The sequence below is a fragment of the Desulfovibrio sp. JY genome, assembly GCA_021730285.1.
In the GTDB taxonomy this organism is placed as follows: domain Bacteria; phylum Desulfobacterota; class Desulfovibrionia; order Desulfovibrionales; family Desulfovibrionaceae; genus Solidesulfovibrio.
Genome location: CP082962.1, coordinates 2,984,215 through 2,998,611 on the forward strand (window position 1 = coordinate 2,984,215; position 14,397 = coordinate 2,998,611).

The 14,397-nt window shown below is 60.1% G+C and carries 10 protein-coding genes; 8 read left to right on the forward strand and 2 right to left on the reverse strand.

Going from position 1 to position 14,397, the window contains the following annotated elements:
• Positions 1-141: 141 nt before the first annotated feature.
• Positions 142-297, reverse strand: coding sequence for a DUF3387 domain-containing protein (locus K9F62_13310; protein UJX39693.1), 156 nt, complete (start codon positions 295-297; stop codon positions 142-144).
• Positions 298-532: 235 nt separating this feature from the next.
• Here K9F62_13310 and K9F62_13315 point away from each other — a divergent pair, with 235 nt between their 5' ends.
• Entirely contained in the window at positions 533-3,526 is a 2,994-nt protein-coding gene (locus K9F62_13315) for a PAS domain S-box protein (protein ID UJX39694.1), read from the forward strand.
• A gap of 383 nt (positions 3,527-3,909) precedes the next feature.
• Here the strand turns inward: K9F62_13315 and K9F62_13320 are convergent, their stop codons facing one another.
• Positions 3,910-5,310, reverse strand: a complete 1,401-nt coding sequence (locus tag K9F62_13320; protein ID UJX39695.1) for an anion permease — start codon at positions 5,308-5,310, stop codon at positions 3,910-3,912.
• A gap of 179 nt (positions 5,311-5,489) precedes the next feature.
• Between K9F62_13320 and K9F62_13325 the strand changes: the two genes are divergently transcribed.
• From K9F62_13325 to K9F62_13355, 7 genes are all read left to right on the forward strand, one after another.
• The gene (locus tag K9F62_13325) at positions 5,490-6,194 is read left to right on the forward strand and encodes a Crp/Fnr family transcriptional regulator (GenBank protein UJX39696.1); all 705 of its coding nucleotides are present in this window, start codon (positions 5,490-5,492) and stop codon (positions 6,192-6,194) included.
• A 562-nt stretch (positions 6,195-6,756) separates the two neighbouring features.
• A complete protein-coding gene (locus tag K9F62_13330; GenBank protein UJX39697.1) occupies positions 6,757-8,205 on the forward strand; it encodes an aryl-sulfate sulfotransferase in 1,449 nt (482 codons plus the stop codon).
• Between the two features lie 53 nt (positions 8,206-8,258).
• Positions 8,259-9,089 (forward strand): glutaredoxin family protein, encoded by an 831-nt coding sequence (locus K9F62_13335; GenBank protein ID UJX39698.1) that lies wholly within the window; start codon positions 8,259-8,261, stop codon positions 9,087-9,089.
• Positions 9,090-9,207: 118 nt separating this feature from the next.
• Positions 9,208-10,578: an NAD(P)/FAD-dependent oxidoreductase gene (locus tag K9F62_13340; protein ID UJX39699.1), complete on the forward strand. Its 1,371-nt coding sequence runs from the start codon at positions 9,208-9,210 to the stop codon at positions 10,576-10,578.
• A 40-nt stretch (positions 10,579-10,618) separates the two neighbouring features.
• On the forward strand, positions 10,619-10,999 hold the full coding sequence (gcvH, locus tag K9F62_13345; GenBank protein UJX39700.1) for a glycine cleavage system protein GcvH: 381 nt from the start codon (positions 10,619-10,621) through the stop codon (positions 10,997-10,999).
• Positions 11,000-11,157: 158 nt separating this feature from the next.
• Positions 11,158-12,549: an aryl-sulfate sulfotransferase gene (locus K9F62_13350; GenBank protein ID UJX39701.1), complete on the forward strand. Its 1,392-nt coding sequence runs from the start codon at positions 11,158-11,160 to the stop codon at positions 12,547-12,549.
• A gap of 256 nt (positions 12,550-12,805) precedes the next feature.
• Positions 12,806-14,275 carry an outer membrane homotrimeric porin gene (locus K9F62_13355; protein UJX39702.1) on the forward strand — a complete coding sequence of 490 codons (1,470 nt, stop codon included), beginning with the start codon at positions 12,806-12,808 and terminating at the stop codon, positions 14,273-14,275.
• The last annotated feature ends 122 nt before the right edge of the window (positions 14,276-14,397 follow it).

The following is a 14,397-nucleotide window of genomic DNA, read 5'->3' on the forward strand; positions in this document are numbered from 1 at the left end:
CTTTGGTTCAACCGTCTCATAGTACGGTCGCCGACTCATGGGCGTATATCGGGATGGCCACTCGGCCCCCAAGGCGGCATGAGCACCAACCGGACGAGAGCTTGACTACGTCGCCAAACTGTCCAACCAATCCGGACCAGCTCACTGGAGCACCGTCTGGATGACCGAGCCCTGAAGATCGGGTGGGTAGCCGTATTTCCGCAGAATCCGTTTCACCAGCACACGCATTCGGTCGCGGGCGCTTTCCCGGTGCGCCCAATCGACGGTGATGCTGCCCTTCAGACTGATGAAAAACACATGGCGATGAGCCGCAACGACGCGTCCCCCATGACCTCGACTGTCCCTGGTTGCCGACCATAATGGAAAGCAATGGCGTCATGTTGACGGGCGCGCCTTCAAATGGGTACTGTTATTTTGTAAGAGCAGCTATATCTATCCATTTTTTATGGGTTTTATCAAAAAAATAAGAACGGTATGGTCCATGAAAATAATAATGCCGGACTCAGTGAGATTCAACCTTATGTTGGTGGTCTTGGCCGGGCTGCTGCCTGTTGTGGCGGCCATGGCCAGTTCGATTTTGGAGCGTTGGAACCATGAAATCGAGGGCACAGAGCTTACCAGTCTCCGCTTAGTTACATATTACGCTGCACAGCAGGATGAAGAAACCCGACGCATTAAAACGGTGCTTAACAACCTGGCGGGAACCTTGCCTGTGCGGGCCATGGACCCCGTGGCCTGCGATGGTTTGTTCCGAAGCTATCTTGCGGCCAATCCTGGCTATGTGAACTTTGCCCTTACGGATGCCCAAGGGAACGCTGTGGCCTCGGCCCTCCCATTTACAAAGCAGAACCTCATGGACCGGAAGGAGGTCAAGGAGGCCTTGTCCGCCGGGAAGTTTTCCGTCGGGGAGTTTGCCGTGGGCAAGGTGAGCGGGGTGGATATTCTTCCCTTTGCCCTGCCGGTGCGGGACGGCGGGGGTGGGGTGCGGGGTGTCCTGGTCGCAACGTTGCGGTTGCAAGACCTCAAGCCGTTTTTCGAACGGGCTCGATTGCCCCAAGACTCCTTCGCGGGGCTGGTCGATGCCAATGGCCACCGGCTCTTCAGATTTCCAGCCAAGGATTCTGACCCTATCGGGAAACCGATCGCCCCCGTTGTTTGGCGGGCGATTGAGTCCCTGGGACAAGAAGGCGTCTTCACGGGGCATGACGCCGACGGCCCGGAACGAATCTACGCGATACGCCGTATGGCGCTGGCTCCGGGTGACGCTCCCTACCTGAACCTATTTGTAGCCATCCCCAAAACCGTGGTTATGGACAACGCCAACGCGGCTATTCAGCGACAGGTCGGGTGGCTCCTTCTCTCTGTGGTGTTGGCTGGAAGCGCGGCTTGGCTGGTGTGCCAGTACGGTATCTACGAGCGGGTGGACGCGTTGTCCGTCATGGTCCGCCGTCTGGAGGGGGGTGACTTGTCCGCCAGGACAGAGCTCGACAATCCCCAGGGCACCTTCGGCGAACTGGGGGCCACCCTCAATACAATGGCCGCGGCCCTGCAACAGGATATGATCGAGCGCACCGAGGTACAGCGCAATTTGGAAATGGAAATCCTTCGCCGCAAGGCCCTGATGGAGAATGTCGGCGATGGCATCGTCGCCATCGATCAGGAACACCGGGTGGTGGAGGCGAACCGCAAGTTCGCGGAGATGCTCGGTTATACACCGGAAGAGTTGGTCGGGATGGCGACCTGGGACTACGAAGCCAGGTTGAGCGAGGAAGATATCCGCAATAATTTTGGTGCGGTAGACACGGTTAGGAATGTCTTTGAGTCCGAGCACCGACGCAAGGATGGTACAACCTTTCCCGTGGAGGTCAGTGCCAGCGGGACCAAGTTTCAAGGGCGGTCATTTGCCCTGGCCGTCGTGCGGGACATTGAGGAGCGAAAGCGCGGGGAGCAAACTCTGCGTAATTTCTACGCACTTCTGGAGAACTCAGAGCACGTGATGGTCTTCAAGGATACGGCCCTGCGTTATGTCATAGTCAACAGGGCCTACACGCAACTGACCGGGCATTTGCCGCAGGACGTCATCGGCCGAAGCGACCAGGAACTCTTCGCAGGCAAGTCCACCCCGGAGCAGATCGAAGCGTATATGGCCAACGACCGGCAGGCCTTGCCCCTGAAGCCGGGCCAGTCAGTCACTGCCGAGGAGGAGACGCTGGGGCCAAACGGAGAAGTGCGCACCTATCTGACCAAAAAGTTTCCAGTCTACGGCGAGGATGGCGGACTTATGGGCGTGGGGACAATTGCCTGGGAGATCACCGACCGCAAAAGAATCGAGGTGGAATTGCGGGAAGCCAAGGAGGTGGCCGAAGAGGCCACCCAGACCAAAAGCCGTTTCTTGGCCAACATGAGTCACGAGATCCGCACACCCATCAACGGGATCGTGGGCATGGTCCAGTTGTTGAAAACGACCGAGCTTGACCAGGAACAGATCGAGTATGTCGAGATGGCGCTCCGATCCTGTCGGCGGCTTGCCGGACTGGTCGCCGACATCCTTGATCTCTCCCGGATCGAGGCCGGGCGGCTTCAGATCAAGGCCACGCCATTCATGTTCATGGAACTGTTTCGGGCCGTTGAACAGCTTTTCGCCATGCCGGCACGCCAGAAAGGCATCCGCATAACCTTTTATGCGGATGCAAGAATCCCGGACCACGTGGTGGGAGACAGTTCCCGGCTGCAACAGGTGCTGAACAACTTGATCGGCAATGCCATCAAATTCACTCAGGCCGGGGAGATAAACGTTGAGGCCTACCTCTTGCCGCCTTCTGCCCCGGACAAGGTTCGGGTGCTGTTCTCCGTGGCCGACACTGGAGTCGGCATCGATGATGCGATACTTCCAGCCTTGTTTGAGCCCTTCACGCAGGCCGACGACAGCTTCACCCGGAAATACCAGGGCGCTGGTCTCGGGTTGTCCATCTGCAAAAATTTGGTGGAGCTCATGGGGGGAGGTGTCTCCATCGACAGCGCGAAGGGCGTCGGCACCACGGTGCATTTCTGCGTCGTGTTCGGAAAGGTCGTAGAGGGGGCTGGACAAGTCGAGGGCAAAACGGCCCCCCGGACGGATGCAGTCCATGAAGTCACGGTGCTCGTGGTCGAAGACGACAAGGTGAACGCGATAGCGCTCTCCCATCTCTTAAAAAAGGCTGGCCATCGCATCCGAAACGCTGAAAATGGGCGACAAGCACTGGATATCCTCCAATTCGAAACCTTCGATCTCATCCTCATGGACATCCAGATGCCGGTTATGGACGGCCTGGAGGCCACACGCCGCATCCGAGCCGGGGGAGCGGGAACGGACAAGGCCGACATCCCCATCGTCGCCCTTACCGCCCACGCCATGTCCGGTGACAGGGAAAAGTTCCTGGCTGCGGGGATGAGCGACTACCTCGCCAAGCCCGCTGAGATGGAGACGCTTAGGGAAGTCATTGCGAGGGTTGTTACAGGCGGTCCCGCCAACATTGGGAGCGCCTGAAGAACGTGGGGTCCATGCTTCTGTGGTCGACTTTCTCCGTCCAAATTCCTACGGGTTTGTGCTGAAAAGACCGGAGAACCGAGCTGGATGGCCTGAGGCGTTGGATAGACGCGTGTCGCCTCTTTCATGGCGCCGACAATGATTTTGCAGGCACCGCTTGCGGGCAAGACACCTTTCCACTGTGTGGCGTCGTCAAAAGTCGCAGCGGACTTATTCTCGTCAGTCTTTGCCTGCCGGGCACTTTGGCCATGAGCGTGTTGTTTCTCCTCGGTTTGCTCGAGATCTGCGACTTTTTCCTGCCCGACAGGGAGCGCGGGGAAATAAAAAGGCCCTGATAGGGAACTATCAGGGCCGGAAACAAAGCGGGAAAGGTCCTTTCCTGGTTACTGGAGCAGCATGTTCCAAAACGGCATGGCAATGAAGGTGACAAAAAGCCCGGCCAGGATCAGGCGCACACCGAGCACCTTGAACATATCCTTGGAGCGGATATAGCCGAAGCTGAAAAAATATAATAATACCGCGTATTCATAAGGGAAAATATAGTTGTCCAGGCCGTATTGAAAGGAGAAATACAAGGCGCGCGAATCCACGTGCATCTGCCTGCCCAACTCGGCCAGGGGCGAAGTCATGGTGGTGGTCGCCGCCAGGGGGGTCAGCAGGAAGTTGGCGGCCATGCCCAGGGTATACGCCGCTCCCCCTGCCGCATTGTCGCCGAGGCCATGCAGGTAGGGCAAGGCCATCTGCGCGATCCAGTCCGTCACCTTGAGCGCGCCGCCGGCGCTGCCGATGGCCATGCAGCCCATGATGAAGAACAGCGGGGCGAAGTTGATCTTGGAGAATCGCTGGCCGTCCATGAGCCGCACCCCGGGCAGGAAGGTGACGAACGTGATGATGATCAGCACGATGCCCGCACTGATGCCGTGCAGCTTGTCCGTGGCCAGCAACAGCAACGTGACAAGCATCAGGTAGGCCGCCCGCTTTTGTTCGGAAGTCGCCGGGCCGAGATCACAGCATTTTGCCAGCATGTTGGCTTTCATCTTTGCTTTGTTCGTGGACGAAGGCAGCAGGGCGATGACGAGTCCCACCGACAGGAAGGTGTAGATCATGCCGGGCAGGAAGTTGTACATGGCGTATTCGAGCCATGTGGTCTTTATGCCGAGCACTTTGTCGACCAGGGCCATGCCGAGAACGAGATCGGCCCCACCGGTGAGATAGCACAGCTTCGTCGATGCGACCGTCAGGAAACAGGTCAGCATGATGGCGGTCGCTTCTCGACTCTTGGCCTTGAAATCCAGTGCGTCGCACAGGCTGACGCCCAGGGCGCAGATGATGGCGGCCTTGCCCATGATGGAGGGAACAAGTGGTGCTATGATCGCGCCGGCCAGACATATCCCGATCAGTGTGCCGGAAAAGCTCCCACCCATGGCCCTAACACATAACAAACCGATGCGTTTTCCGAGGCCGGTTTCATGGAATATTTTGCCAAGCGTGAATCCACCTATCACAATAATGGGAACATCACTCAGCCATGGGCCGAAAACAACACGTTGTTTGACGCCGCATATCAAAATATAAAGAATAGGAAGCAGAATTCCGACAGCTACTTGGTCGACAACATCCATCGACCACATGGCAACGGCCCAAACGGTGATGGCCATGAATAACGCCATGTGGGGCGTTACGATGCCGTCGCCAACGGGCATGGCGATATAGGCAAGTATTGCCAAAATAAAACTTAAGCCCCACTTGCACAGTGAAGCCTTACAAAATCCGGCTGATGGCATAGCCAATCCTCCTGCGAGTATTGTGCTTGAGGCTTGGCGGACAATAGGTGAGGAGCATATTCTTCGCTGTAACGGTTGCTACAGTTTTCACAAATTATTTCTTGCATCTCTTTTGGGATAAGGCAAATATTTACCGAACGCCTGCCCTACATCATCTGTCGCCATAGGGAGAAAACCCCATGGATGAAGGGAAATGTTGTCTCCTTGATGAGGATAAATCTCTGGAATTCGTCAGGATTTCCTCTGTTGCCAAAGTATGGCGAAAAGTCCTGTGCTACGGAAAATGCTGTCGCTTTCCCAAAGGGACGGACATTCTTCCGGGGGGTGTGACCGGAGAACAGCTGTATTTCATTGAAAAAGGCGAGGTGCGCCTTATGCGCATCACGCGCGACGGACGGGAAAAGCTGCTGCTTTCCCTGTATCCCGGTGCCATTGTCGGTGAAACGCCTTTTTTTGACGAAGTGCCCGCCAGGAGCACTGTCGTTGCTGCAACAGACTGTGTTCTCTATGCTTTTTCACGGGATTGCGTCATCGGCGAGCTCATTCCCCGCTATCCGGAACTGGCCTTGGCCTTGCTGCGAACCCTGGCCGCCAAGGTCCGCGTCCTGTGCAACCAATCCGTCAGCCTGTGCCTGGAAGATCTCCCTTCCCGGATTTGCACGTTTTTGCGCGTGCGGGCCAACATTCACGACGACGGCACCATGGAGGCCAGGGTCAAGCCGTGCCTTAACCAGCAGGAGCTGGCCAATCTGCTCGGCGTGCACCGGGTGACGCTTAACAAGGCCCTGCGCGAACTGGAGCGGGAATCCATCCTCGGTCCCTATACCAAGGACGAGGTGTACATCCTCGATGAAAACCGCTTTCTGGCCCTTGTCCTGAAATAAAGCGCTTCCGGGCCGGGCTCCCCGGGCCGATCTCCCCGAGTCGGTCTCCCAGGGCCGGCTTGTTCTCCCCCCTCGCGGCGGCATGCCTGGCCTGTCCAGGCCAGGCATGCCAGGAAGTGCCCCCACGGCGTTTCCCCCTGCCCGCCGCCTTTGCCGCGGCGGGCAAGCCTTTCCTCGCCGTCCAGGGATGTTTGCGGCCCTTTTTATGGTCGGGACGCGCGGCAGGGCCCCGGCCAGGATTCCGTCCGCATCCCCCTCGCTGTTCCCCGGGTTCCCCGGGTTCCCCGGGTTCCCCGGAGCGAACTTCCTTTCCCTTCTCTCGGCCGCCCAGGCCTGCCCCCCCTTTTGCCGGTCCGTGCGACGAGCTCCTTGAAAGCGTTTTCGCATCAGGCTGATTTCCTGGCTTAAATACAAAGTTTGTCGCGAAAAAATCATTTCTTTGCGAAAAATGTAACGAGTGCAACAGCAGCGCGGGCGGGGACTTGCTAAAAGGGGTTCATGCTTGAGGCTAACGTGAGGAAGAGGCTGCTATTACTTTTGTAGAAAAAAAAGGAGTCCACACATGGGGCACCCGACAATTTACCCGACTGGAGTTACCGTTTACGACCCCGATAAATGCTGGAGTGGTTTCACCATTTATCAGGCACAGGAAGTCGGAGCCGTTCTTATGGATATGAACGGACACGAGGTCAACGTCTGGAAAGGCGTCCTCGGCATGCCGAACAAGATATTCCCCGGCGGCTATCTGATGTCCAGCCGTGGTCGTCGCAACGGAAAGTACAGCGTCCAGGACGGACTGGATGTGGTGCAGATCGACTGGGACGGCAAGATCGTCTGGAAGTTCGATCGCAATGAATACATTGAAGATCCAGGTGCGCCGGGACAGTGGATGGCGCGCTACCATCACGACTTTCAGCGTGAAGGCAATCCCGTGGGTTATTACGCCCCGGGCATGGAGCCCAAGACGGATTCCGGCAACACGCTGGTTCTGGCCCACCGCAATGCCCGCAATCCCAAGATTTCCGACAAGCAGCTGCTCGACGACGTCATTCTGGAAGTCGACTGGGACGGCGACATTGTCTGGGAATGGAATTGCCACGAGCATTTCGAGGAAATGGGCTTTCGGGAAGTCTCCAAGAACGCCCTGTGCCGCAACCCCAACTACCGTCCCACCGAACCCGAGGGCATGGGCGACTGGATGCACATCAACTCCATGTCCGTCCTTGGCCCCAACAAATGGTATGATGCCGGGGACGAGCGCTTCCATCCCGACAACATCATCGTGGACGGCCGCGAAGCCAACATCCTTTTCATCATCAGCAAAAAGACCGGCAAGATCACCTGGAAGCTCGGCCCCTATTTCGACGATTCCCCCGAGGCCAAGGCCATCGGCTGGATCATCGGCCAGCACCATGTCCACATGATCCCGGGCACCCTCCCGGGCGGCGGCAACATCCTGGTCTACGACAACGGCGGCTGGGGCGGCTACGACGCGCCCAACCCCGGGGCCCCCACCGGCGTCAAGGCGGCCCTTCGCGACTACTCGCGGGTGCTCGAAATCGACCCCGTGGCCATGAAGATCGTGTGGCAGTACACGCCGAGCGAAGCCGGTTTCCTGGCCCCCATGGACAGCAACCGCTTCTACAGCCCGTTTATCAGCGGCATGCAGCGCCTGCCCAACGGCAACACGCTCATCACCGAGGGCTCCGACGGCCGCGTCTTCGAAGTGACCCCTGACCACAAGATCGTCTGGGAGTTCATCTCTCCCTACATGGGCAAGCTCGTGCCCATGAACATGACCTACCGGGCCTACCGTGTGCCCTACGAGTGGGTGCCGCAGGTCGCAAAGCCCGTGGAAACCCCGGTCGCCCCCATGGACGTGGCTTCGTTTCGGGTGCCCGGCGCCGCCGCTTTGGGCGCGCGCGCCAAGGAAGTGTCCGTCGAGGGTTGCGTCCCTTACGCCGGCAGCAACGCGCTGTGCGTGGCTTCGGTGGAAGACGGCGACGCCTAAGCAACGCCGGGTGGGGAAGACCGCTTCCCCACCCGGAAACAGGAAGACCGCTTATGAGCATAACCTTGTACACCGCGCCGGATTGCCAGCGCTGCAAGATCGTCAAGGCGTTCCTCAAGGAGCGCGGCATCGCATACGGCGTGATCGACTTCAAGGGCGACGCCCAGGAATTCAACACGTTCTACCGCGCCAACCGCAAGCACATCTATCGCAATCCCGAGGGCGTGGAGTTTCCCCTGTTTTCCGACGGCGAGGTCATCAAGCAGGGCAGCGGCGAGGTCATTGCCTACCTCCTGGCCGGCCGCGCCCTGGAAGTGGCGGTGACGCGCAGCGAACTGCTGCACGGCTGGATTTCCGGGCTCTACGTGTCCCGGTGCCCGGCGGAGCAGGAAGACAACTTCGTCACCCTGGCGGAATATCTGGCCGCCGGCGGGCTATCGGTCCTCTTGCGCACCGACGGGCGCAATCCGGCCTTGCTGCGCCGCCTTGTCGCGGCCAAGACCGCGGCCAAGCTGTCCCTGGACATCCCCGGACCGGCCGACGTCTACCAGTCCCTGTACGGTCAGGCGCCGGACAGGGCGGCCCTGGCCGAAACCATCGAAATCGTGCGCGCTTTTCCGGACCACGAAATCCGCTTTTTCGCCACGCCGGTTCCCCGTGCCGACGGTTCCCTTTCCTGGCCGACCCGGGACGAGGCCGGTGCGGCGGCGGCCATGGTCTACGAGGCCTGCGGCGACCATCAGCTGCCGTATCGCATTGCCTGCGCCACGGCGGAAACGCCCGGGGGATTGCAAGGGCTTGCCCCGCTCGAAGACGCGGTGCTGCTCAAATATCGCTCGGCCTCCCGGAGCACGCTTTTCAAGGCCGATATCGCGCCCAGGTAGCGGCCGGCGAAAAGGTCAGCGACGCGCAAAACCATAGCCGCCCGGCCACGGGCCGGGATCGCGGCGGGGTGTCCCGTGGGTCGCGACAACCCGCTGTGCGGAGAAGAAAGGCGAATTTATGCAGTATGATGCCATCATCATCGGCGGCGGTCCCGGCGGAACCACCGCAGCGAAAATCCTGGCGGCCGGCGGCAAGAAGGTCGCCATAATCGAGGAAAAGCACTGGGGGGGGACCTGCCTCAATTGCGGCTGCATCCCCACCAAATTGCTCCTTGGGGCCGTTGCGCCCAAAAGCCAGCTTAACGCGTTGTCGCGGCTGCGGCTGGCCGCCGGGGACGTCAGCGTGGATTTCGGCGCCCTGCGCAACCGGGTCTCCCGGTTCCTCAAGGGCTCGGGCCAGGTGCTGGCCAAGTCCCTGGCCGACAGCGGCATCACGCTCCAGGGCGGCCAGGCCGTGTGCACCGGCCAGGGCCGCGTCGCCTGCCTCAAGGGCGAGGCCCGGCAGGACCTGGAAGCCGACGTCGTCATCCTGGCCGGCGGTTCCCACAACGCCGTTTTTTCCAGCATGGCCCCGGACGGTCAGGCCGTGCTCGACAGCACCGGGGCGCTTAACCTCGAGACCGTGCCTGAAAGCCTGATTATCGTCGGAGCCGGGGCCATCGGCCTGGAGCTCGGGGATTTCTACGCCGCCATGGGGACCAAGGTCACCATGGTGGAAGCCGCACCCCACATCGCGCCCACCGAAGACCCGGATATCGCCGCCGAACTGACCCGGGCCATCACCAAGGCCGGCCGGACCTGCCTCACCGGCGTCAAGGCCGTTTCCCTGGTGACCAGGGACGGCCAGGCCCGCCTCGAGCTGGAGGACGGCCGCGTCCTCACGGCGGAAAAGGCCCTGGTGGCCATCGGCCGCGCGCCCAACACCAAGGACCTGGACTGCGAAAAGTCGGGCTGCGCCCGCGACCGGCGGGGATTCGTCGTGGTCGACGACACGCTCCAGGCCGCGGCCACGGTCTACGCCATCGGCGACATCAACGGCCGGACCCTGCTCGCCCATGCGGCCGAGCACCAGGGCGCCTACGTGGCCCGCCGGATTCTGGGCGAGGAAACGGGACCGTACGTGCCCGGACCGGTGCCGTCCTGCATTTACGGCAGCACCGAGGCCATGCGCGTGGGCGAGACGGCCAAGGGGCTGCTCGCGGCGGGACGCCCGGTTTCGGTCTCCTCCGTGCCCCTAAGCCTCAACGCCATCGCCCAGGCCGGAGGCAATGCCACGGGCTGCGTCAAGGTGGTCTGGGACGGCGAGACGCTCGCCGGCATCGCGGCCGTGGGGCACGGCGTTTCCCATCTGGTCACCGTGGCCCAGCTGCTGCTCGTCGGCGGCTACACGCCGGCGCGGCTTAACGAGGTCATGTTCGCCCATCCGACCCTGGACGAAATCGTGCCCATGGCCATCCGGGCCCCGCGCAAGCCGGTCACGGCCGGTTGAAAACCGATTTTCCGCCTGATCCCAGGCAGGGAGCGTTTCCATGAGTCTGACTTATCCTGATGACCGTTTCTATCACGCCGAACACCTTTGGGCCCAGTCGAAGCCGGACGGAACCTTCCTGATCGGCATCACGGATTTTGCCCAAAGCCAGCTCGGCGACGTCGTTTTCGTCGATCTCCCCACTGTGGGGGATCATTTCGACCAGGGCACATCCTGCGCCTCCATCGAATCCGTCAAGGTGGTCTCCGAGGCGATCATCCCGGTTGCCGGCGAGATCGTGGCCGTAAACGAGGCCCTGGCCGACACGCCCGAACTGCTCAACCAGTCCCCGTACGCGGACGGCTGGCTTGTGGTCGTCCGGCCGGACAACGGGACGTGCGGACTGTTAAGCGCTGCGCAATACGCGCAGCAGGTCGGATAGCGCGAACGCGGCAGGCGCCGCTTTTGGGAAAGGCCCGGCGGGTGGGGACCCACCGGGACCGCATGGGGATATTGGGGGGTCATTTTGAGCATGCCGCGCGCGAAACGCCGCCGGGGCGGCGCGAAGACGCGGCGCAACATGAGAGAGGAGAGAGTCGTATGAAACGGTTGGCAAGGGCATGTGTTGTTACGGCGTGTCTTTTGGCCCTGTCGGTTCCGGCCCTGGCCTACGAGGCCATGGTGGGCCCGACGGGAGTGCTCAAGTACGACAAGGCCAAAGCGTACAACGGGTACACGCTCATTTCCCCTACGGTGAAAAGCAAGATCACCTATCTGATCGACATGGAAGGCAATGTTGTCCACGAGTGGCATTGCCAGTACACGGCCGGCCTGTACGCGGAACTGCTGCCCAACGGGCACTTGCTTCGCGGTGGGGTTATCCCGCAAAAGAACGTCGGCTTCGGCGGCGTCGGCGGCATCGTCCAGGAGCTCGACTGGGACGGCAACGTGGTCTGGGAATACAAGATGGCCGACCAGGACCATCTCCAGCACCACACCTTTCACCGCATGCCGAACGGCAACACCCTGATTCTCGGCTGGGAGCGCAAGACCAAGCAGGAAGCCTTGGCCAAGGGGCGTGATCCCAAGACCATCCCGACCAAGCCGGTCGAATGCAAGGGCGTCGAACACAACGACTTCTGGGTGGATTTCGTGCGCGAGGTGGACAAGGACGGCAAGACCGTCTGGGAATGGCACGCCTGGGACCATCTCGGCAAGGGGCCGAAAAATCTGGATATCAACTTCACCCTGCCGAGGCCCATGGGCAGCGTGTACCCCAACTTCGACTGGACCCACTTCAACACGGTGGATTATCTGCCCAAAACCGACCAGATTCTCGTCAATTCCCGCAACTTCAGCGAGTTCTACCTGATCGACCACAAGACCGGGGCCATCGAATACCGCTGGGGCAATCCCGCCGCCTACGGCGCGGGCAAGTCGCCTTCCTGGTATGACGACGGCGACCAGCAGGTCTTTGGCGAACACTGCGTGACCCCGCTTGAAAACGGCCACATGCTCATCTTCGACAACGGTTCCGAGCGCCCCGAGGGCAACCGGTCCCGGGCGGTGGAAATGGATCCCAAGACCGGCAAGGTCGTCTGGGAATACGGCTCCATGGACGTCAACAGCTTTTTCAGCTTCCGCCAGGGCGGCGTGCAGAAGCTGCCCAACGGCGACGTGCTCGTCACCTCGACCCACCACGGCCACATCTTCGAGGTCACTCCGGACAAGCGGATCGTCTGGGACTACGTGAACCCCGTCGCTGCCGGCGTGCCCAAGTGCGTGCTCGACGAGGACAAGGATGTCCTGCCAAACGCCCACCTCAAGATGATGACCAACGCCGTGCACCGCGCCTACCGCTACGGCCCGGACTATCCGGGGCTCAAAGGCCGGGACCTGGGCAAGAAAACCCCGATGGTCCCAGGCGGTTGCCCGCTGTTTTTCAAGCAAGGGAGCGCCAAGACGACCACCGCGACAGGCTCAGCTTCCTAAGCCGTTTTACGGCGCACTGCACAAGAACGATGGCGCGGGCCGAAGCTGTCGGCCTGCCTTGTCATAACGGCTTTGAGAACGCTTTTTTGAGAGGCGCGTCCGTTGCCGGGGCTCTGCTTTTGCCCTGAAGTGGATTCATATCGCCTATATTGGTGCTTTGATTCCACGATAATCAGGAAGCAAAAACGGGATGCCGCGGGGGGAGACACGTGAGGCGCTTGAAAGCTGTCGCGGAGCACATTGAGGAGTATCGCAAATGCAAAGGAAATGGCTTCATCTCGCCGTGGCGATCGTCGCGACGCTTGGGATTTGCACTTCGGCGCTTGCCGCAACCCAGGTGAGCATGCAGGGATCGTCCGATATCATGGGGACGTTTTACCTCAACCATAACTACACGGGCTGGACGAAAACAGGGAAAAAAACAGAAGATACCTTTCAGATCTGGCACCGGATTCTTCTGCTGAGCGATTTCAAGGCGAACAATGCGTTGAAGTTTCGCCTTGGCCTCAAAATAATGGATATCTGGGGGCATGGCACCTATACGGCCGCCAATCCGTCCGCCGTCATCCTGGTCAATAAGGCCTACCTGCAGTTCAAATGGCCGGATACGCCGATTCAAATCACGGCCGGTCTCCAACCCCTGGGCCTGCCCCAGTCGCCGCTGTATAACGGCAGCGCCATTTATTCCGATTGCGTGGCGGCATTGACCGTGAAGGCGCCGCTCATCCCCGACACGCTCTCGCTCGTGGCGGGGTTCGGACGGCTCTTCGACACCGACAGGACCTATGACGACACGACGACCCAGCGGGCCGATGAGCTGGACGCCTACTTTCTCACCCTGCCCGTCACATTGCCCGACTTCAAGTTCACGCCGTGGGGCATGGCTGTCGTGGCCGGCAAGAACACCGATTACAGCCGCAAGAATACCGCGGATGCCGCGGATTACGGCAACTCCTTCAACAATGCGATTCTTTCCGCCGCCAGCGTCGCCAATATCGCCGGCACCTCCGGGCTCGGACATTGGAAGAACGCGCAAAATCCGTATTTTTGGGCTGGCGGCTCTTTTCAGGTCTCCGCCCTGGACCCGGTGCGTTTCTACGCCGACGTGATTTATGGCGCCGGCGCCATGAACGATAGCAAAGCCGCCCAGCGTCACGGTTGGTTGGTCGATTTCGCGGCCGAATACACTGGCTGGACTGTGATGACTCCCCAGGTCTTCGCCTGGTGGTCCACGGGTGAAGACAAGTCCACGCTGAACGGTTCCGAACGCATGCCGTATCTTCGCTCCCGCTGGGGACCGGGCAGGACATTCCTGTTTGAAGGAAGCTATGATGTGATGCGTGGATCCAGCACGAATACGACTCCTGTGGGAAATTACGGCGTCGGCCTGTCCCTGGCCAATATATCCTTCATCGAGAAACTGACAAACTGCGTTACGATTGACTACCTTCGCGGAAACAACAGTGCGCGCGCCATACGGACTTCGCAGCTGCTTGACGATTCCTATATGACCATGGGGCATGACATGGCGGAGGGCGAATATGTCGTGGGCGTAAACCTCGATACGAAATACATGCTTTACGAAAACCTGGCCCTCGTTCTGGATACGGGCTGGGCGCATGGCAACTTCAAGGAGAGTGTCTGGGGACACCGCTTGTATAGCCAGGCGGAAAGCAACGGCAACAACACCTGGAAGGTCGCCATGGGCCTTTCCTACAAGTTCTAGCGAAGCGATAACGGGCGTTTTCCCCGTCCCCTCCGCAATGCCCAGGCAGAGGCCCGGGCGTTGCGGAGGTTTTTCCGTTGGGAATTCCGGCATGTTTTGCTTTCCCAGGTGCCGTTTCCCCT

What these genes read in the sequence shown, in the direction of transcription:
- K9F62_13320 (UJX39695.1), bottom strand. Translation starts at nt 5,310, where the DNA reads ATGCCATCAGCCGGATTTTGTAAGGCTTCACTGTGCAAGTGGGGCTTA.
- K9F62_13325 (UJX39696.1), top strand. Translation starts at nt 5,490, where the DNA reads ATGGATGAAGGGAAATGTTGTCTCCTTGATGAGGATAAATCTCTGGAA.
- K9F62_13330 (UJX39697.1), top strand. Translation starts at nt 6,757, where the DNA reads ATGGGGCACCCGACAATTTACCCGACTGGAGTTACCGTTTACGACCCC.
- K9F62_13335 (UJX39698.1), top strand. Translation starts at nt 8,259, where the DNA reads ATGAGCATAACCTTGTACACCGCGCCGGATTGCCAGCGCTGCAAGATC.
- K9F62_13340 (UJX39699.1), top strand. Translation starts at nt 9,208, where the DNA reads ATGCAGTATGATGCCATCATCATCGGCGGCGGTCCCGGCGGAACCACC.
- gcvH (UJX39700.1), top strand. Translation starts at nt 10,619, where the DNA reads ATGAGTCTGACTTATCCTGATGACCGTTTCTATCACGCCGAACACCTT.
- K9F62_13350 (UJX39701.1), top strand. Translation starts at nt 11,158, where the DNA reads ATGAAACGGTTGGCAAGGGCATGTGTTGTTACGGCGTGTCTTTTGGCC.
- K9F62_13355 (UJX39702.1), top strand. Translation starts at nt 12,806, where the DNA reads ATGCAAAGGAAATGGCTTCATCTCGCCGTGGCGATCGTCGCGACGCTT.